The sequence below is a fragment of the Pseudomonas sp. TH41 genome (genome assembly GCF_016650695.1).
Lineage (GTDB): Bacteria > Pseudomonadota > Gammaproteobacteria > Pseudomonadales > Pseudomonadaceae > Aquipseudomonas.
Genome location: NZ_JAEKFH010000006.1, coordinates 266,547 through 283,979 on the forward strand (window position 1 = coordinate 266,547; position 17,433 = coordinate 283,979).

The 17,433-nt window shown below is 57.1% G+C and carries 16 protein-coding genes and 3 tRNA genes; 13 read left to right on the forward strand and 6 right to left on the reverse strand.

All coding sequences use genetic code 11. The annotated features are described in order from the left end of the window. Positions 1-7: 7 nt before the first annotated feature. The 3 genes from JFU37_RS25105 to JFU37_RS25115 form a co-directional block, all read right to left on the reverse strand. On the reverse strand, positions 8-289 hold the full coding sequence (locus JFU37_RS25105) for a peptidylprolyl isomerase (protein ID WP_008150918.1): 282 nt from the start codon (positions 287-289) through the stop codon (positions 8-10). A gap of 107 nt (positions 290-396) precedes the next feature. Further along, positions 397-1,278 carry a lipase family alpha/beta hydrolase gene (locus tag JFU37_RS25110; protein WP_201119742.1) on the reverse strand — a complete coding sequence of 294 codons (882 nt, stop codon included), beginning with the start codon at positions 1,276-1,278 and terminating at the stop codon, positions 397-399. 228 nt (positions 1,279-1,506) lie between these two features. Then, positions 1,507-2,580: a 3-deoxy-7-phosphoheptulonate synthase gene (locus JFU37_RS25115; protein ID WP_201119743.1), complete on the reverse strand. Its 1,074-nt coding sequence runs from the start codon at positions 2,578-2,580 to the stop codon at positions 1,507-1,509. Between the two features lie 626 nt (positions 2,581-3,206). On the opposite strand from JFU37_RS25115, the gene JFU37_RS25120 reads away from it, so the two are divergent. The 11 genes from JFU37_RS25120 (at position 3,207) to JFU37_RS25170 (ending at position 12,462) form a co-directional block, all read left to right on the forward strand. Continuing rightward, positions 3,207-3,965, forward strand: a complete 759-nt coding sequence (locus JFU37_RS25120; RefSeq protein ID WP_201119744.1) for a carbon-nitrogen hydrolase family protein — start codon at positions 3,207-3,209, stop codon at positions 3,963-3,965. Continuing rightward, positions 3,965-4,408 (forward strand): GNAT family N-acetyltransferase, encoded by a 444-nt coding sequence (locus tag JFU37_RS25125; RefSeq protein ID WP_201120078.1) that lies wholly within the window; start codon positions 3,965-3,967, stop codon positions 4,406-4,408. Before JFU37_RS25120 ends, JFU37_RS25125 begins: the two co-directional genes overlap by 1 nt. A 126-nt stretch (positions 4,409-4,534) precedes the next feature. Beyond that, entirely contained in the window at positions 4,535-5,176 is a 642-nt protein-coding gene (gacA, locus tag JFU37_RS25130) for a response regulator transcription factor GacA (RefSeq protein WP_008015884.1), read from the forward strand. 2 nt (positions 5,177-5,178) lie between these two features. Further along, positions 5,179-7,002, forward strand: a complete 1,824-nt coding sequence (uvrC, locus tag JFU37_RS25135; protein WP_201119745.1) for an excinuclease ABC subunit UvrC — start codon at positions 5,179-5,181, stop codon at positions 7,000-7,002. 32 nt (positions 7,003-7,034) lie between these two features. Beyond that, on the forward strand, positions 7,035-7,595 hold the full coding sequence (gene pgsA / locus JFU37_RS25140; protein ID WP_123425996.1) for a CDP-diacylglycerol--glycerol-3-phosphate 3-phosphatidyltransferase: 561 nt from the start codon (positions 7,035-7,037) through the stop codon (positions 7,593-7,595). 63 nt (positions 7,596-7,658) lie between these two features. Then, positions 7,659-7,734, forward strand: a tRNA-Gly gene (locus JFU37_RS25145). Between the two features lie 46 nt (positions 7,735-7,780). Then, positions 7,781-7,854, forward strand: a tRNA-Cys gene (locus tag JFU37_RS25150). 195 nt (positions 7,855-8,049) lie between these two features. Beyond that, a tRNA-Leu gene (locus JFU37_RS25155) sits at positions 8,050-8,136 on the forward strand. Between the two features lie 172 nt (positions 8,137-8,308). Beyond that, positions 8,309-9,631, forward strand: a complete 1,323-nt coding sequence (locus JFU37_RS25160) for a tyrosine-type recombinase/integrase (RefSeq protein WP_201119746.1) — start codon at positions 8,309-8,311, stop codon at positions 9,629-9,631. Between the two features lie 142 nt (positions 9,632-9,773). Then, positions 9,774-11,311, forward strand: a protein-coding gene (locus JFU37_RS25165) for an IS3 family transposase (RefSeq protein ID WP_201119747.1) whose coding sequence is annotated in 2 segments (ribosomal slippage) — positions 9,774-10,410 and positions 10,410-11,311 — 1,539 coding nt in all. Because the reading frame shifts where the segments join, the coding sequence is not laid out codon by codon here. Positions 11,312-11,553: 242 nt separating this feature from the next. Then, entirely contained in the window at positions 11,554-12,462 is a 909-nt protein-coding gene (locus tag JFU37_RS25170; RefSeq protein ID WP_201119748.1) for a LysR family transcriptional regulator, read from the forward strand. Positions 12,463-12,469: 7 nt separating this feature from the next. On the opposite strand, the gene JFU37_RS25175 is transcribed toward JFU37_RS25170, so the two are convergent. The 3 genes from JFU37_RS25175 to JFU37_RS25185 are packed head-to-tail and all read right to left on the reverse strand — an operon-like array spanning position 12,470 to position 14,963. Then, on the reverse strand, positions 12,470-13,669 hold the full coding sequence (locus tag JFU37_RS25175) for an NAD(P)-dependent alcohol dehydrogenase (protein ID WP_242485819.1): 1,200 nt from the start codon (positions 13,667-13,669) through the stop codon (positions 12,470-12,472). 14 nt (positions 13,670-13,683) lie between these two features. Further along, positions 13,684-14,475 (reverse strand): carboxymuconolactone decarboxylase family protein, encoded by a 792-nt coding sequence (locus tag JFU37_RS25180; protein WP_201119749.1) that lies wholly within the window; start codon positions 14,473-14,475, stop codon positions 13,684-13,686. After that, positions 14,472-14,963, reverse strand: a complete 492-nt coding sequence (locus JFU37_RS25185) for a (R)-mandelonitrile lyase (RefSeq protein ID WP_201119750.1) — start codon at positions 14,961-14,963, stop codon at positions 14,472-14,474. Before JFU37_RS25185 ends, JFU37_RS25180 begins: the two co-directional genes overlap by 4 nt. Positions 14,964-15,343: 380 nt before the next feature. On the opposite strand from JFU37_RS25185, the gene JFU37_RS25190 reads away from it, so the two are divergent. Both JFU37_RS25190 and JFU37_RS25195 read left to right on the forward strand, forming a co-directional pair. Next, positions 15,344-16,585 (forward strand): Bcr/CflA family multidrug efflux MFS transporter, encoded by a 1,242-nt coding sequence (locus JFU37_RS25190; protein ID WP_446739607.1) that lies wholly within the window; start codon positions 15,344-15,346, stop codon positions 16,583-16,585. A gap of 34 nt (positions 16,586-16,619) precedes the next feature. After that, entirely contained in the window at positions 16,620-17,384 is a 765-nt protein-coding gene (locus JFU37_RS25195; RefSeq protein ID WP_201119751.1) for an SDR family NAD(P)-dependent oxidoreductase, read from the forward strand. The last annotated feature ends 49 nt before the right edge of the window (positions 17,385-17,433 follow it).

A 17,433-nucleotide genomic window follows, 5' to 3' on the forward strand; every position in this document is an offset into this window, starting at 1 on the left:
GCGTTGATCAGTCCTGGCGGCTGGTCACTTCCAGCAGGTGATAACCGAACTGGGTCTTGACCGGGCCTTGCACCACGTTGATCGGTGCGCTGAAGACCACGGTGTCGAATTCCTTGACCATCTGGCCTGGACCGAACGAACCCAGATCACCGCCCTGGCGGCTGGACGGGCAAGTGGAGTTGGCTTTGGCAACTTCGGCGAAATCAGCGCCGCCTTCGATCTGGGCTTTGAGTTCGTTGCACTTGGCTTCCGAGGCAACCAGGATGTGACGGGCAGTGGCTTTAGCCATGGAAAAATACTCCTCTTAATGTTCAGTAAAGTGCGGAGCCTACCGGATTCAGTGGTCTATTTCTTCTCAAAGTTCCGTCTGGGCCGTGCAGCCAGTATGGCATTCCTTTATAAACCGGCAATTCGCAAGCGCTCGGCATGTTGCACATATAAGTCAATCGGGTCGATGCCCTGGCGAACGCGACCGACCGCCTGGCCGATGCTGTCCAGATGGTCGAGCGGGTAGTCGGAACGGATTACTTTGCCCAGATGGGAGCTGAATCGACCGACCATGCCATCGTTCTGCTCCGCTTCGGTGGTGAAATACCGGGAAAAGGCCCGGGATATCCCATGCAGTGGATCGAACGCATTGAGCCCTTCATCAAGGGGGTTCGTCGCCAGGATGCCACTCCAGGAATAGTAGCCAACACCGTTAACCCATTCACGGCCCTTGCCGCCCCAGGTTTTCGGCAGCCCCTGGGGGTACTTGTCGTTGAACGCGCCCACGCCTTCGGTGGTGAGCGCGTTGAGCGCGGCGACAGCGTTCTGCGGCAGGTGGCGATGGCCACTGAGCAATGACAGAAAGTCGGCGAATAGAGTGGCAACCGTCTCGGCGATATGTTCCGGCAGGCGTCCGGGCGTCAGGGCCTTGCGCAGGAAATCGGCCAATTCCGAACCATGATTTGGCCCGCTGACGGATGTCACCGAGGCGACAGCGTGTGGCGCAACCGCCGCTGCATAACGTGCGGCGAGTGCGCCTTGACTGTGACCGATCAGGTTGACTTTTTTCGCGCCGGTTCCTTCCAGTACCCGTTCGATCTGCATCAGCAATTGGTCGCCGCGAGCTTCGTTGCTATGGGTCGCCGACAAGTGCGGGACAAACACCCTGGCGCCAGCGCCTCTGAGGGCATGTTTGACCTCATGGAACAGCTCGAATTTGCCAATGCGCTCGAAGCCGAAAAGCCCGTGGACCAGGAGGATCGGATGGTGAGTGGTTGCATTCCGTTGCATGTTCATACCTTTTTCGCAGGAGTTCATGGGTGTGCTTGCGGCTCACTCTAAAGCACTCCTGCGGGTGTGCGGTGTATGAAAAAGCCGCTGTAAGCTGATGAAAACGGTATAGAAAAGGTACGAAAGCTCGAATGAGGATGAAGTCCATATCGGAATATTCGGCCATCCTTTATAGGGGAGGCAGGGCACATTTGGGTAATGGCCTACCTCCAGAACGTCATTTGCCTGTTACCCGTGTTGCGCTCTCAGCCGCCCTGCTGCCTGACGCAACAAGTCTTCCGTCCCGTCCCAGCCAAGGCAGCCATCCGTTACCGACACGCCGTAGTGCAGCGACGGGCTCAACGGCTGACAACCTTCAAACAGATGACTCTCAATCATCATGCCGATCAGCGAGCGATCACCTTGCAGGCGCTGCTCAAGCACGTCGTTGAACACCGCCGGCTGACGCAACGGATCTTTGCCACTGTTGGCATGGCTGCAGTCGACCATGATTCGCGCCGGGATTTTCAGCTTGGTCAGGTCGCTGTGCACCTGGGCGATGCTGTCGCGGTCGTAGTTCGGTCCAAGATGGCCTCCGCGCAAAACCAGATGAGTGTCCGCATTGCCCGGGGTTTGAATGATCGCGGGGTGTCCCTGGCTGTCGACACCAAAATGACGATGCGGATGGGCGGCCGAGCGCATGGCGTCGCTGGCGACGCCGACACCGCCATCGGTGCCGTTCTTGAAGCCCACCGGCATGCTCAGGCCGCTGGCCATTTCCCGGTGAATTTGCGATTCGGTGGTGCGGGCACCAATGGCCACCCAGCTCAGCAGGTCGTCGAAATAACCAGCGGCCATCGGTTGCAGCAGCTCGGTGGCAATCGGCAACCCAAGACGGAGCATTTCGCGCATCAGCTCACGGGACAACGTCAGGCCACCGGCCATGTCATCACTGCCATCCAGGTGCGGATCGTAGGCCAGGCCTTTCCAGCCGATCGTGGTGCGGGGCTTTTCGACGTAGGCACGCATCACCAACAGCATTTCATCGCTGACGTCGGCGGCGAGTCGAGCGAGGTTGTTGGCGTATTCAAGGGCTGACTGTGGGTCGTGAATCGAGCAAGGGCCGACGATCACTAGCAGACGGGAGTCTTCACCGTTGAGGATCGCGCGGACCGCGTCGCGGTGGGCAGTGACTTGCTGGGTCAGGGCGTTGTTGAGTGGCAATTGCTGTTTGAGTTGCAACGAGCTGGGCAGACGCAGGGTCAGCGCTTCATTGGCAGGGCTCAAGGTGGACAGCGGCAGAGCAGAGACGGACGAGTTCATGTTCAGGCTTCCTGGGCTGGCGGCGGGTTCGCTCCCGCGCGCTCGGCCCTATTGGGGTGTTCGACAATTAGCCGGATTGGCTGCGTGTAGGTGCTTGCCACCAGTGGGTGACCGATCGGAGGCGGCAGGCTGTCCCGAGCGGAGGCTGCTAAATCGCCAGGCGGTAAAACTGTCGTAACGGTAATAAGTGGCGTAGTTCATTTTCTAAATCCTCTGAATGTCTGGTTGTTGCTGAAAAGTGTCTGGGGCTGAAAAAACAAAACCCCCGGTCGGGAGGCCGACCGGGGGTTGAGAATTCTCTGGTGGCGACCCGTTTAAAGTGGGCGCCGTGTGGGTATCAGGCGCGCCAGTGGCTAAACCAATACCCAAAATAAAAGCTGACCGAAGCACAAACGTCGCTCACCCGGGCAGCCGTAACTGAGCGCGGGGCGCTGGCGGTACGAAGCGTTGAGAGGGTGTTGAACATGGTCTGTCTCCGATGGATGCGCCGAGCTTACTAGAGGCCGGTACGTGGATTCAATCAGAAATTGCTATCGCTCACCGACGAGGTTTTCTATCGCTTGAGTGCGCCGAAGGTTGTGACACACTCGCAGCCTCGACCCCACACAACGCCACAAGGACGAAGCATGACACCACTGACCATCGCGGCCGCTCAATCGATCTCCGTCGCGGGCGACCTTGCCGCCAATATCGCCGGGCATCAACGTTTCATGCAGGTGGCCGCAGAGCAGGGTGTGCAATTGCTGGTGTTCCCGGAGTTATCGCTGACGGGTTACGAGCGTGGGCTGGCGGCTGAGCTGGCGATTGTACCGGGCGCCGAGGTTCTGCAATCCCTGCGAGATTTCGCGCATAAAGTCGGCGTGACAACGGTCGTCGGTATGCCGATTCGGCTGTCGGAAGATTCGCCGGTATTGATTGGCGCACTGGTGCTGGGTGCCGATGGTTCGCTGGGGATCTACACCAAGCAACATTTGCACGCAGGCGAGGAGGTGGCGTTTGCCCCGGGCACCGGTGGCTCGACCCTGACGATCGGTGCCGACATTGTCGCGCTGGCGGTGTGCGCGGATTTTTCCCACGCCAGCCATGCGGCAGCGGCGGCGGAGCAAGGCGCTGATGTTTATGCGGCCGGCGTGTTGATCACGGAAAACGGCTACGCCCCGGACACCGCCCTGTTGCAAGGCTATGCCCGCGCCCATTCGATGGTGGTCCTGATGGCCAATCATGGTGGCGCGACGGGGGGCTGGGAGTCGGCAGGACGCAGCGCGATCTGGGCGTCAGACGGTTCGCTGATCTCGGCCGCGCCGGGGACAGGCAATTTGATGGTTATTGCTCGGCGCAAAGCGAATGGATGGCAGGGGCAAATAGTCGCGGTTTCGGAGGATTGATGGGGTTTGAATTACGTGCGGCGACTTCTGGGGATCTCGGTTTTGCTCGCGATCTCACACGCCGCAACATGCTGCGCTATTACCTGCAGCACGATTTGCTGTGGCAGGACGAGGCGTTCGATGTGGGTTGGGCGGGGCGCGAAAACTGGTTGGTTGTGCGAGAGGATGTGTCGCTGGGTTTTGTGAGCCTGAGCAGAGACGCAAGGGCTTTATACATTCGCGAACTGCACATGCTGGAGGCGTTTCAGGGGCAGGGCGCCGGTTCCTGGGTGATCGATCAGGTGGTTGCCATGGCGTGCAAGGAGCGGCGCCCGGCCTTGCGCCTGACGGTTTTTGAAAATAATCCGGCGAAAGCGTTGTATGAGAGAAAGGGCCTCACGGTGGTCGGTGAAGAGGCGTGTTTCCTGAGAATGCAGCGCGATGTCGGTGACTTGCCTCGCTGAAACACGCTGGCGGCAAGCCTTTCCAGACGTATTGAAACTTTTTATATAACGCTTGCCGCTAGGTCTGCCAGTTGCTTTTTGCTAAGGTGTCGGCAACCCAATAGGACCATATCGCGAGGTGTCTGCTTGATTAGGGTGCTAGTAGTCGATGACCATGATCTCGTTCGTACAGGCATTACACGAATGCTGGCTGACATCGATGGCCTGCAAGTAGTCGGCCAGGCTGAGTCAGGCGAAGAATCCCTGCTCAAGGCGCGTGAGTTGAAACCCGATGTGGTGTTGATGGACGTCAAGATGCCCGGTATCGGCGGTCTTGAAGCCACGCGCAAATTGTTGCGCAGTCATCCGGACATCAAAGTCGTTGCGGTCACGGTGTGCGAAGAAGATCCGTTTCCTACACGTCTGTTGCAGGCGGGGGCTGCGGGTTATCTGACCAAGGGCGCCGGTTTGCCTGAAATGGTCCAGGCCATTCGCCTGGTGTTTGCCGGGCAACGCTACATCAGTCCACAGATTGCTCAACAACTGGCGATCAAATCCTTCCAGCCGACCAACGATTCGCCCTTCGACGCCTTGTCGGAGCGGGAAATCCAGATCGCACTGATGATTGTCGGCTGTCAGAAAGTCCAGATCATTTCCGACAAGCTGTGCCTGTCGCCAAAAACCGTGAACACCTACCGTTACCGTATTTTCGAGAAGCTCTCGATCAGCAGCGACGTCGAGTTGACGCTGTTGGCGGTTCGTCACGGCATGGTTGATGCCAGCCTCTGAAAATGACTGAAGCCTTCGATCCAAGCGCCTTTCTTTCAACGGTCAGTGGGCGCCCCGGTGTGTATCGCATGTTCGACAGCGAGGCACGCCTGCTCTACGTCGGCAAGGCCAAGAACCTCAAGAATCGCCTGTCGAGTTACTTTCGTAAATCCGGTCTGGCGCCCAAGACCGCTGCGCTGGTCGCGCGTATCGCCCAGGTCGAAACGACGATTACCGCCAATGAAACCGAAGCCTTGTTGCTCGAGCAGACGCTGATCAAGGAATGGCGCCCGCCTTACAACATTCTGCTGCGCGACGATAAATCCTATCCTTACGTCTTCCTCTCTGATGGCCCGTTTCCACGTTTGAGCATCCATCGCGGGGCGAAGAAGGCCAAGGGCAAATATTTCGGTCCTTATCCGAGTGCCGGTGCCATTCGCGAAAGCCTGAGCCTGCTGCAAAAGACCTTTTTTGTTCGTCAGTGCGAAGACAGCTATTACAAGAACCGCACACGGCCTTGCCTGCAATACCAGATCAAACGCTGCAAGGCGCCTTGTGTCGGCCTTGTGGAACCCGAGGTCTATGCCGAGGACGTTCGACACTCAGTGATGTTCCTTGAAGGCCGCAGCAATGCGCTGACCGACGAATTGTCGGCCGGTATGGAAGAGGCGGCGATCAATCTCGAATTCGAGCGTGCGGCGGAGCTGCGGGACCAGATCTCATTGCTGCGCCGGGTCCAGGATCAGCAAAGCATGGAAGGCGGGACGGGTGATGTCGATGTGATCGCCGCATTTATCAACCCGGGCGGCGCGTGTGTGCACTTGATCAGCGTGCGCGGCGGCCGGGTACTGGGGAGCAAGAACTTCTTTCCGCAGGTGGGCATTGAAGAGGACGTTTCCGAAGTCATGGCGGCGTTTCTCGGCCAGTACTTCATCAGCAGCCCTGAACGCGACTTGCCGAGTGAACTGATCGTCAACGTGGTTCACGAAGACTTCCCGACCCTGATCGCCGCCATCGAAGAGCTGCGCGGTCGCGAACTGACCATCAGCCATCGGGTCCGCGGTACACGAGCCCGCTGGCAGCAATTGGCAGTCACCAATGCCGAGCAGGCGCTGGGTGCACGGTTGGCCAATCGTCAACACGTTGCGGCTCGTTTCGACGCCTTGGCGGAAGTCCTGAATCTGGACGAGCCGCCACAGCGCCTCGAGTGCTACGACATCAGCCACTCCAGCGGCGAAGCGACGGTGGCCTCCTGCGTCGTGTTTGGCCCCGAAGGCCCGATCAAGTCTGACTACCGTCGTTACAACATTGAGGGCGTCACCCCGGGTGATGACTACGCAGCAATGCACCAGGCGCTGACCCGACGTTTCAGCAAGCTGAAGGACGGGGAGGGCAAGCTACCGGACATTCTGCTGGTGGACGGCGGCAAGGGGCAGTTGTCCATGGCCCGCGACGTGCTCAATGAGCTGGCGGTGCCCGACCTGATTCTGCTGGGCGTGGCCAAGGGCGCGACACGCAAGGCCGGTTTCGAAACCTTGTACCTGAACGATGCCGCCCATGAATTTACCTTGCGCGGTGATTCCCCCGCGTTGCATTTGATTCAGCAGATACGCGACGAAGCTCACCGTTTCGCGATCACCGGCCACCGCGCACGCCGTGGCAAAACTCGCCGCACCTCTACACTTGAGGGCGTCGCCGGAGTCGGACCGACACGTCGCCGCGATTTGTTGAAACATTTTGGTGGATTGCAGGAGCTGTCTCGTGCCAGCATCGAAGAGATCGCCAAAGCACCCGGGATCAGTAAAAAGCTCGCAGAGTTGATTTATGCAAATCTGCACAGCGAGTAGAATGCCACCTCACCTCGTAGCCAGTTGTGCCGATGAATATCCCTAATCTGATTACCGTTCTACGTGTCCTGCTCATCCCGATCTTCATTTTACTGTTCTACCTGCCCTACCAATGGAGCTACCTGGCTTCCGCCTCGGTCTTCGCATTTGCCGCTGCCACAGACTGGCTGGACGGGTATCTTGCCCGCCGTCTGGAGCAAAGCACGCCGTTCGGGGCATTTCTCGATCCGGTGGCTGACAAGCTGATGGTCGCCGTTGCGCTGGTATTGCTGGTGCAAGAACACGGCAACCTGTGGCTCACGCTGCCGGCCGCCGTGATCATCGGCCGCGAGATTGTCGTTTCCGCACTCCGGGAGTGGATGGCCGAACTCGGCGCTCGTGCGCACGTCGCCGTGTCCAACCTGGGCAAATGGAAAACCGCCGCGCAAATGCTGGCGCTGGTGATTCTGCTGGCCAATCCGTCGGACTTCAGCTTCTGGGTCCTGGTCGGTTACGCCTTGCTGATGATATCCGCTGGCCTGACTTTGTGGTCCATGGTCCAGTACTTGCGGGCTGCCTGGCCTCATCTGAAGACCGACGTAGAAAAGAAATAAAACTTTTTTGAATCAAAGGGTTGACGGGGCTTCTGGAATCTATAGAATGCGCCACACCAAGACGCGGGAATAGCTCAGTTGGTAGAGCACGACCTTGCCAAGGTCGGGGTCGCGAGTTCGAGTCTCGTTTCCCGCTCCAAGTTTGTACACATTTGTTGTTGCGCTACATGACATCAAATGTTTGAGGCCGAGTAGCAAAATGGTTATGCAGTGGATTGCAAATCCACCTACGCCGGTTCGATTCCGACCTCGGCCTCCACTAATAAACAAGCTCCGTAGATCTATGATTTACGGAGCTTTTTTATTTGCACCATCCTGCAAGATTTAGTCTTGAAAAGGATAGTTGCGAACTTGCTTCACCGGGACGGGATGTATATATTTCCCCCTCTGCTGCACAGGCGTCAAAACTGCCAGTTTTCGGTTGGCTGTTTTAAGACGACTTGACCGCGCTACCGCCCGAATGGCGAAACTGGTAGACGCATGGGACTTAAAATCCCCCGCTCGTAAGGGCGTGCCGGTTCGATTCCGGCTTCGGGCACCATCTTGCATTCCACAGAGCGCCTTTGAGTTCTTTGGAAGCCTTGAAAAACCTGCCTTCTGGCGGGTTTTTTCGTTTTAGCATTCCGTCGGAATCTTGCCCATTCTTCTGGAATCCAGTCATTTAGAGGGTAAAGTTAGGGGTAGTCTTTGGTTCGATTAAGGATAGTACCCTTATGTCGCGCACAACTGCTCCGCTTACCGACGCTGCTTGCCGTTTAGCCAAGCCAACAGACCGTCCCTACAAGCTTTTCGACGGCGACGGTCTCTATCTCCTAATCCAACCCAATGGCCGTAATGGCTGGCGTCTCAGGTACGTAAAGCCTGACGGCCGGGAGGGGTTGACCTCCCTCGGCAGCTATCCTGTGATTGGCCTTTCCGATGCGCGCCAGAAGCGTTTAGAGGCGAAGCGGATGCTCGCAGACGGCATTGATCCCGTTGAGAACAAGCGTAAAGCCAAAACGGAAAATGCTGTCAACGGCCGTACCTTTGAAAGCGTTGCGTTGGACTGGCACAAGAACATGTCGGCCAGATGGACACCCGACCATTCCAAGAATGTGTTGAACCGTCTGAATAACTATGTTTTCCCGTTTATCGGTGCTCGCGCGATTGCTGATCTCGATACTTATGATCTGATGCAACCTTTGGAAACGATCAGGAAACGAGGAACGATTGACGTCGCCTTAAGGGTACAAAGATACCTGCAAAGTATTATGCGTGAGGCAAAACGCCTTCGTCTTATTCCGATAAACCCTGCGTACGATCTTCAGGGCTTGATCAAAGCGCCGCGAGTCTCCCATCGGCCTGCATTGCCCCTGTCACGCCTGCCTGAATTGCTGGCACGAATCCATGCCTACAAGGGCCGAGAGCTGACCCGGCTAACGCTCATGCTGTCGCTGCAAGTGTTTGTTCGCTCGAGTGAATTACGTTTCGCTCGCTGGTGTGAGTTCGATCTCAAGCGTGGCGTATGGGAGATCCCGGATACTCGGCCGGAGCTAGAGGACGTACGCCATTCAACGCGAGGGACGAAAATGGCGGGCGATGTTCATCTTGTGCCTTTATCGCCGCAAGTTGTGGCCGTGCTTGAACAGATCCGCACCCTCACTGGCACATTCGATCTGGTATTTGCCGGTGATGCTAGGGCCTGGAAGCCGATGTCAGAAAACACCGTGAACAAAGCGTTGCGCACCATGGGGTACGACACGAAGACAGATATTTGTGGTCACGGATTCCGTTCAATGGCCTGTAGCGCACTGGTCGAGTCAGGTCTGTGGTCTGAAACGGCCATCGAAAGGCAAATGAGTCATAGAGAGCGCAACAGCGTTAGAGCCGCCTACATTCACAAGGCAGAGTTCATTGAAGAGCGTCGGTTGATCATGAACTGGTGGAGCCGGTACCTTACGGCGAATCTTCGGGAGCATGTCACGCCTCATGAGTTTGCGAATCTGGCCGGCGAGAATGTCACTCGATTGGCGACAAAAAGATCGTTCGCCAATTGATGCCCTTACTTCGGATAATTTCGACGTGACCAAGCGGATCGTGTGTAGTGCCCTGGGCTCAAACTGAGGCGTTTGTCGGCGCTGATTGAAAACTGACCCACCGGGGATGCGGCGGAAATCTTGGACTACCTGGAGGTAGTTCATGTATTCATACGAAGACCGTATCCGAGCGGTCAAGCTCTACATCAAACTGGGCAAGCGAATCGGGGCAACTATTCGTCAGTTGGGCTTCCCGACGAAGAACTCTTTGAAGAGCTGGCACGCAGAGTATGAGCGATGCCTCGACCTGCCGTGTGGCTACGAGAACTCGAAGTCGAAGTACTCACTGGCCCAAAGGGAAAAGGCTGTCGGGCACTATCTCGAATACGGTCGCAACATCGCCGCTACCATCAAGGCGTTGGGCTACCCCGCGCGGGATTCGTTGTGTGCCTGGATTTACGAAATGCACCCCGAGTTGCATACGCGTACTGTCGGTCGATCAGACGGGTTAGCCCGGCCGCCAGCGGTGAAGCAGGCAGCGGTCATCGCGCTGTGCACGCGAAAAGAAAGTGCGAAAGCCCTGGCTCAAAAGCTGGGCGTGTGCAGGCCGACCTTGTACAACTGGAAAAACCAGCTACTCGGCCCAGAGGTATCCCCATCCATGAAGTGTCGGCTTGAACCCTCATCGTCACCGGAACGAGAGGAGTTGCAGCGGCAACTCGAATCTCTCCAGCTCGATGTTGGCCGTTTGCAGCTTGAACATGACCTGTTGATGAGGGCGAATGAACTCATAAAAAAGAGACGGGCATCAACCGGCAAATCCTGACCAATCGGGAGAAGACATTGCTGGCTGATGCCCTAAGGCAGAGGTACTCCTTGCTAGAGCTGCTTGACGCGTTGGGCTTGGCCCGAAGCTCCTATTTCTATCATCGAGCCCGAATGCAGGTCGCGGAAAAGTACACCGAAGTGCGTCGTGCCATGGCGGACATATTCGAGCGCAATCATCGTTGCTATGGCTACCATCGGATGCGAGCTTCGTTGAGCAGGCAGCGTGTGCGCCTTTCAGAGAAGGTGGTGCAGCGCTTGATGAAGCAGGAGTGCCTAGTCGTCGCCAAGCCGAAACGGCGTCGATACGGTTCCTACCTCGGGGAGATCAGTCCGGCGCCGGAAAACCTCCTCAACCGCAACTTCACGGCCCTAGCTCCGAATGAGAAATGGCTGACCGACATCTCGGAGTTCCAGATCCCGGCCGGAAAGGTGTACCTGTCCCCCATGATCGACTGCTTCGATGGAAAGGTAATCAGTTGGTCGATCGGCACGCGTCCCGACGCCGAGCTTGTGAACACGATGCTGGATGCCGCTGTCGAAACGGTGGCCAGCAACGATAAACGGCCTGTTGTTCACTCCGATCGTGGCGCTCACTACCGCTGGCCCGGCTGGTTATCGCGCATCGCTGATGCGAAGCTGATTCGTTCGATGTCGCGCAAAGGCTGCTCACCTGACAACGCGGCTTGTGAAGGTTTCTTCGGCCGACTGAAAACGGAACTGTTCTATCCTCGCAACTGGCAGTCAACGAGCATCGAGCAGTTCATTCAGGCCTTGGATTCATACATTCGCTGGTACAACGAAAAACGCATAAAGATTTCCCTCGGCGCGCTCAGTCCCATTGAGTATCGTGAAAGCCTGGGCTTCGCGGCATAACCAGTCCAAGTTTTTGTCCGCATCCCCAGATCGCCTGATGCCCTGGATTTGGACGCCAAGCCATTGATGAGCATTTCTTAGTAGTGGCGCGAACCGATTCATCGGCGACAGCCTGGCTGATCAGTAGAATCAAATGGCTCGCCCACCCCATTTGGCAAGACTGCTAAAAAAATAATAAGGCTCCCTAATAGCCTGCACACTGGCGCACTGAAAAACTATCGCTAAATTTGCCGGAGATTCACATGCAACTCAGCCGCGCCAATCTGGCCGACTTCATCTACTTTCTGGCCATCGCCCGTCATAAGAGTTTCAACCGCGCAGGCCTGGAGGTGGGCATCAGTTCCTCGGCACTGAGCCATGCCATCAAAGGTCTGGAAAGTCGGCTTGGTGTCCGCCTGCTCAATCGCACCACCCGCAGCGTGACGCTGACCGCCGCTGGCGAGGAATTGCATGCGCTCATAAGTAAGCCCATCGATGAGATCGGCCAGGCTATGGAAGCGCTCAATCGGTTTCGCGACGAGCCGGCAGGGCGCATTAGGCTGAATATTTTGAGTGATGCGGCGGATTTGCTGTTAGGCCCGGTGCTTCCTGTTTTCAACGAGCGCTACCCGGAGATCGAGATCGACCTGACGGTTACTAACCGCATGATCGATGTCATTGCCGGAGGGCATGATGCAGGCATCCGCTACGGCGGTACGGTACCGGAAGATATGATCGCCCAGCGTCTTTCGCCGGACATTCGCTGGGTGGTTGCGGGCTCGCCTGATTACCTCGCTCGTTTTGGTGTGCCGCGCCACCCTAAGGACTTGCTACGCCATCGTTGCCTGCGCATTCGCCTGGGCAATGATCGCATGTACGACTGGGATTTTGAGAAAGGTGCGGAGCACCTGGCGATCGCCGTGCCTGGTGCAATCACCATCGATGAAACCCGTGTCGGATTGTCACTTCTGCGGCATGGAGCCGGCCTGATGTATGCGCCAGAACCTGTCATTTCACCGCTAGTGGAAAGCGGTGAGGTACAACGCGTACTGGACGACTGGGCCAGTCTCGCTCCTGGCTTTCACATGTATTACTCAAGCCATCGACAACTGCCGATGGGCTTGCGGTTGCTGATTGATCTGATTCGCGAACTGCAACCACTAGGCGAGTAGATGATGATCAGGGCTTTCGCGTCGATGCGAAATCAATGACGAAGCGGTAACGCACATCCTTGTTCATCACACGTTCGTAGGCTTGATCGAGCTGCTCTGGCTTAATGCGCTCAATGTCTGCAGTGATATTTCGCGCCGCGCAGTAGTCGACCACTTTTTGGGTTTCGGCGATTCCGCCAATCAACGATCCGGCAAAGGTCTTGCGCCCAACAGCTATGAGCATGCCGTTCAGACTACTTAGATCGTCGAGTACACCCACGTTCACGAAGGTTGCATCAAGCTTGAGCAGGTCCACAAACTGCTGCATTGGGTAAGCTTGCGGGACGGTAGATATGATCAGGTCAAAGTGATTCGCCAATCGTTCGAATGCTACCTTGTCGCTCCAAAGAAAGGCGTCGTGAGCCCCCATCTGTTTCGCGTCGGCCAGTTTACCCGGCGAGGTGGTAAAGACTGTGACCTCGGCCTGACGTGCCACACCGAGTTTGACGGCTAAGTGCCCTAAGCCTCCTAAACCGATGACCGCCACCCGCTGCCCTGGCTTGAGATTCCAGTGCTGCATTGGCGAAAAAGTGGTGACGCCTGCGCATAGCAGCGGTGTCATGGCCGCCAGGTCCGCCCCCGGTGGCATGCGGATCACAAAGTGTTCGGCCACCACGATGCGCTCGGAATAGCCACCATATGTCATTCCACCGGAAACTTTGTCTGGCGAGCTGTATATAAACGTCGTGCCCTTCAGGCAGTTCTGCTCACGGTCGGCCAGACAATTTTCACAGTCGCCGCAAGAGTCCACCATGCAACCGACACCCGCGTAATCTCCGACCTTGAATTTTTTGACCTCAGAGCCGACGGCCGCAACCTTGCCGACAATTTCATGACCTGGCACGCAAGGGTAGGGCGTTTCAGACCATTCACTGCGGGCGATGTGGATGTCTGAGTGGCAAACACCGGCATACTCGATATCGATCAATACATCCCTGGGGCCGACAGCGCGACGCTGAATCTGCATTGGGGCGAAACCGGCTTTCACCCCTTTCGTGCCGTAAGCACGAACGGTGAAAGGTCCTTTAAGCGGTGCCGGTTCAGCGGCCTCTGCGATTGAGGCCCCGGCAGCTCCAAGAAGTGGCGCAGCCGCCAGACTGGCGCCTGCGATAATTACCTTTCGACGGCTCATGGCAGTGGCGTCTGCACCCGATGTCTTCTCGCTCATAAACGTCATGCTCCTTAAGATTTCTTACGGCCAGCAAATACTTCGTTGACCACCGGAACCGCTGTAAACACGTTGGGCCATCCGGCATAGAACGCCAGTTGAGTCAGCATTTCCGAGGCTTCGCGCTGAGTCAGTCCGTTGTCCATAGCGCGGTTTAGGTGAGCGCCGAGTTGGGCCACCTGACCCGTAGCAATCAACGCACTCACCGTAATCAAACTGCGGTCGCGGGGGGCAAGGCCGGGGCGTAGCCACAGGTCGTGGAACAATGCGGTGCTGGTGTAATGCACCAAACCTGGTGATACGGGGCCGACCGTCCTGTCGACGAAAGCGGTGCGCACCTTTTCCGAGGCCTCATCAACGGGCGACAACTTTGGCGATACCGCAGGCAGCTGGTCTGCTGTGATGCCGCGCTGGGCAAATACGTCCTTGGCGCTAAGGATGCTGGCCGTCGCGTTGCCCCAGCCCGTATAGAAAGCGAGGTGGTTGATGACCTCAGAGATTTCTGCTGGCTTGACACCATTGTCCAGCGCGAGGTTGAAGTGATAGGCGATCTCGACCGTTTGCTGTTTGGAAATCAGCACTGCCAGGGTGACAAGGCTACGGTCACGCGACGACAAACCCGGACGTTTCCAGACTTCCCCGAGAAGAGTCGATTCTGTGTTGTGCGCCAAAACTGGGGACACTGCTCGCATGTCGTCTAGGCTCGGGGCCGCCGGGAGCCTTGACGCCATCGCAGTTTTATCTGTAGCGGTACATGCCGCGAGTAACAACGACAGCGAGGCTAAGCCTGCTTTCATGAGGTTCATCGCGAAGCCTCGTACTGCCCATCACTCACAGGTTCCATCCACTCGACGTTTTTGCCGTCTTGCGACTCCTGGATGGCGATGTGAGTCATGCCCGTCGTGGCAGTGGCGCCGTGCCAATGTTTGACACCCGGTGGTGTCCAAATCACATCGCCTGGCCTAATGACTGTCTTTGCTCCTCCCGCCTGCTGGATCCATCCGGTGCCGGCAGTCACCACGAGTGTCTGCCCCAGTGGGTGGGTATGCCACACCGAACGAGCACCAGGCTGGAAGGTGACTGCGCCTGCCGATACTTTGGATGGCGCGCGTACCGAAAACAACGGGTCAATTCTGGCGTTGCCGACAAAGTTGCCGGGCGCCCCCATGATCGAGGCCTGTTCGCCATTTCTGACGATATTCATAGTTTTATCGGCGGGAATGTCAGCAGCGTATGCCGAGAGAGATGACATCAATAATGTAGCCAGCGTGGACGCAGCAACGACTGTTCTCATGGGGAAGCTCCTGCTCAATGGGCCGGGAGCTGACACGCTAGTTCATGAGTCAGGTAGCGACTACCGGGCAAAACTCTTATGAAGCGATGAGTAGCGCTCATCAGTCATGAAGTTTTGCTGTTGCCGCCGCCAAAGCCCGTGTCCCACGGGCACTTGCTCAATTACTGAGCGAGGCTCATTAAAGCATCCTGCTTTTGCCCGGTATTCATCGTAGGCGGTGTTGATTAGCGTGTGTAAACCTAATCAACACTGGGCATCGCACAGATGACGTTGCGCAGCCCGGAGCGAGGCATAAAGATGATCCCCCGACTGCTGACACCGATGATCAGCGATCGCTCCCGTGCTGCGACGGTCCGCAGTTTGCCCAGAGATAGCGCTCAGTGAGCGAACTAGATTTGGCTTTTCGGCAGCACGGCGTCGCTGATACCGGCAGCTTGGCGAATGCAGATCATCACGGCCTGCGCGTCTTGCTGATCCTCAGCGCCTTGCTGGCCTTCGCTTCGATCTCAACGGATCTCTTTCTGCCAGCGATGCCGATCATGGCCGCGTCTCTGCATGCGGACAGCGGCACGATGGAACTGACGGTTAGCGGCTATCTCGCTGGCTTCAGTGTCGGTCAACTGTTTTGGGGGCCGTTCAGCGACCGCTTCGGGCGGCGACTTCCAGTGGCGATGGGGCTGGTGCTGTTCATCATTGGTTCGACGGGCTGCGCGTTTGCCAACAGTGGCACGGCAATGATTGCTTGGCGCGTGGTACAGGCGCTGGGCGCTTGTGCCAATGTCGTGCTCGCGCGGGCCATGGTGCGTGATCTTTACCAGGGACGGCAAGCTGCCCAAAAAATGTCGATGCTGATGACCATCATGGCCATCGCGCCGTTGGCCGGGCCGACAGTTGGAGGGCAGATTCTGCACCTGTTTTCCTGGCAAGCAATTTTCTGGACGTTGGTGCTGGTGGGCTTTGCGACCTTGGCCAGTCTGATGCTCTTACCCGAGACCTTGCCGTCAGAGCGTCGCAGTCCCACTTCGCCAAGAGCAATTATGACCCGGTATGGCTCCCTATTTCGGCAACGGAAATTTCTGGGCTACATCGCAACAGGTGGGTTCTTTTACGCCGGAACCTTTGCCTACATTGCCGGTTCGCCCTTTGCCTACATCGACTATTACCACGTAAGCCCACAGTGGTACGGCGTGCTTTTTGCTGCCGGTATTGTCGGGCTCATGCTGATGAACCAGGCCAACGCCAGACTGCTAAACCGCTTTCGCAGCGACACCTTGATGGCGGTCGGTGCGCTGATCGCCGGGGTCGCCGGCATGATTCTCGGCATTAGCACTTGGGTCGATTGGGGAGGGCTGTCGCTGCTGGTTTGCGGATGCTTTTTGTTCGTTTCTGCCACCGGGCTTGTGCTGGCCAATTCGATCACTGGCGCGCTGAATTGCCTGCCGGAATTCGCTGGGTCCGCTTCGGCGCTCGCCGGGGCGTTGCAATATGGCTCGGGTATTTTCGGATCAGCATTAGTGGCGATTTTCGCTGACGGAACACCCTGGCCAATGGGGCTAGTGGTGGCTATCTGCGGCGCGGGTTGTTTAGCCAGTGCGATCTGCGTGCTGCGGACACCCCAATAGATTTTTATCAACTTTAATACTGAGGAATATATCGATGAGCTTTTCATTCGAGAACAAAGTCGCGTTGATCACGGGTGCCGGCTCTGGCATTGGTTTGGCTACTGCAAAAGCCTTCGCGCAAGCCGGGGCATCTGTTGCCCTGGTCGACATGAACGAAGAAGCTGCGCGGGTCGCAGCAGAGGCTTTGGTTGCCGCGGGCCATCAGGCGATTGGCATTCGTTGTGATGTCGCCGATGAGGACCAGGTGCAAGCCATGGTGAGCAAGACCGTCGCTGCCTTCGGTCGTCTGGACGCAGCATTCAACAATGCCGGTATCCAGAATGTACTGGCAGAAGTAGCTGACTCGACGATGGAGGATTACGACAGGGTCATGTCGGTCAATCTTCGTGGCGTGTGGAGCTGCATGAAGTTTCAATTGCAGCACATGCGTCGCCAAGGCAGCGGGACAATCGTCAACTGCTCATCTTTGGGCGGTCTCGTTGGCGGTGCCGAGCGTGCCAGCTATCACGCGGCAAAACATGGGGTGATCGGGCTGACCAAAAGCGCGGCACTTGAATATGCGACGCGCAATATTCGTATCAATGCGGTGTGCCCCGGACTGATCTGGACCCCGATGGTTGATCAGATGGTCGCTGCCGGCCAGGGCGACGCAATGCAGGCCATGGTGAAGAGCGTACCAATGGGCCGTCATGGACTCCCTGAAGAAATCGCTGACGCGGTGCTTTGGCTAAGCAGTAATACCTCCAGCTACGTGACAGGTCAGTCCATTTCTGTGGATGGTGGATTCATCATGCGTTAAGCAAACGCTGACAGCGGACGTGTTAGAGAAAACAGCCTCCTTCGTCCAG

Coding starts and splice junctions, on each gene's coding strand:
- JFU37_RS25170 (WP_201119748.1), top strand. CDS start 11,554: ATGCAACTCAGCCGCGCCAATCTGGCCGACTTCATCTACTTTCTGGCC.
- uvrC (WP_201119745.1), top strand. CDS start 5,179: ATGACTGAAGCCTTCGATCCAAGCGCCTTTCTTTCAACGGTCAGTGGG.
- JFU37_RS25120 (WP_201119744.1), top strand. CDS start 3,207: ATGACACCACTGACCATCGCGGCCGCTCAATCGATCTCCGTCGCGGGC.
- JFU37_RS25195 (WP_201119751.1), top strand. CDS start 16,620: ATGAGCTTTTCATTCGAGAACAAAGTCGCGTTGATCACGGGTGCCGGC.
- JFU37_RS25180 (WP_201119749.1), bottom strand. CDS start 14,475: ATGAACCTCATGAAAGCAGGCTTAGCCTCGCTGTCGTTGTTACTCGCG.
- pgsA (WP_123425996.1), top strand. CDS start 7,035: ATGAATATCCCTAATCTGATTACCGTTCTACGTGTCCTGCTCATCCCG.
- JFU37_RS25105 (WP_008150918.1), bottom strand. CDS start 289: ATGGCTAAAGCCACTGCCCGTCACATCCTGGTTGCCTCGGAAGCCAAG.
- JFU37_RS25175 (WP_242485819.1), bottom strand. CDS start 13,669: ATGAGCGAGAAGACATCGGGTGCAGACGCCACTGCCATGAGCCGTCGA.
- JFU37_RS25125 (WP_201120078.1), top strand. CDS start 3,965: ATGGGGTTTGAATTACGTGCGGCGACTTCTGGGGATCTCGGTTTTGCT.
- JFU37_RS25185 (WP_201119750.1), bottom strand. CDS start 14,963: ATGAGAACAGTCGTTGCTGCGTCCACGCTGGCTACATTATTGATGTCA.
- JFU37_RS25160 (WP_201119746.1), top strand. CDS start 8,309: ATGTCGCGCACAACTGCTCCGCTTACCGACGCTGCTTGCCGTTTAGCC.
- JFU37_RS25115 (WP_201119743.1), bottom strand. CDS start 2,580: ATGAACTCGTCCGTCTCTGCTCTGCCGCTGTCCACCTTGAGCCCTGCC.
- JFU37_RS25110 (WP_201119742.1), bottom strand. CDS start 1,278: ATGCAACGGAATGCAACCACTCACCATCCGATCCTCCTGGTCCACGGG.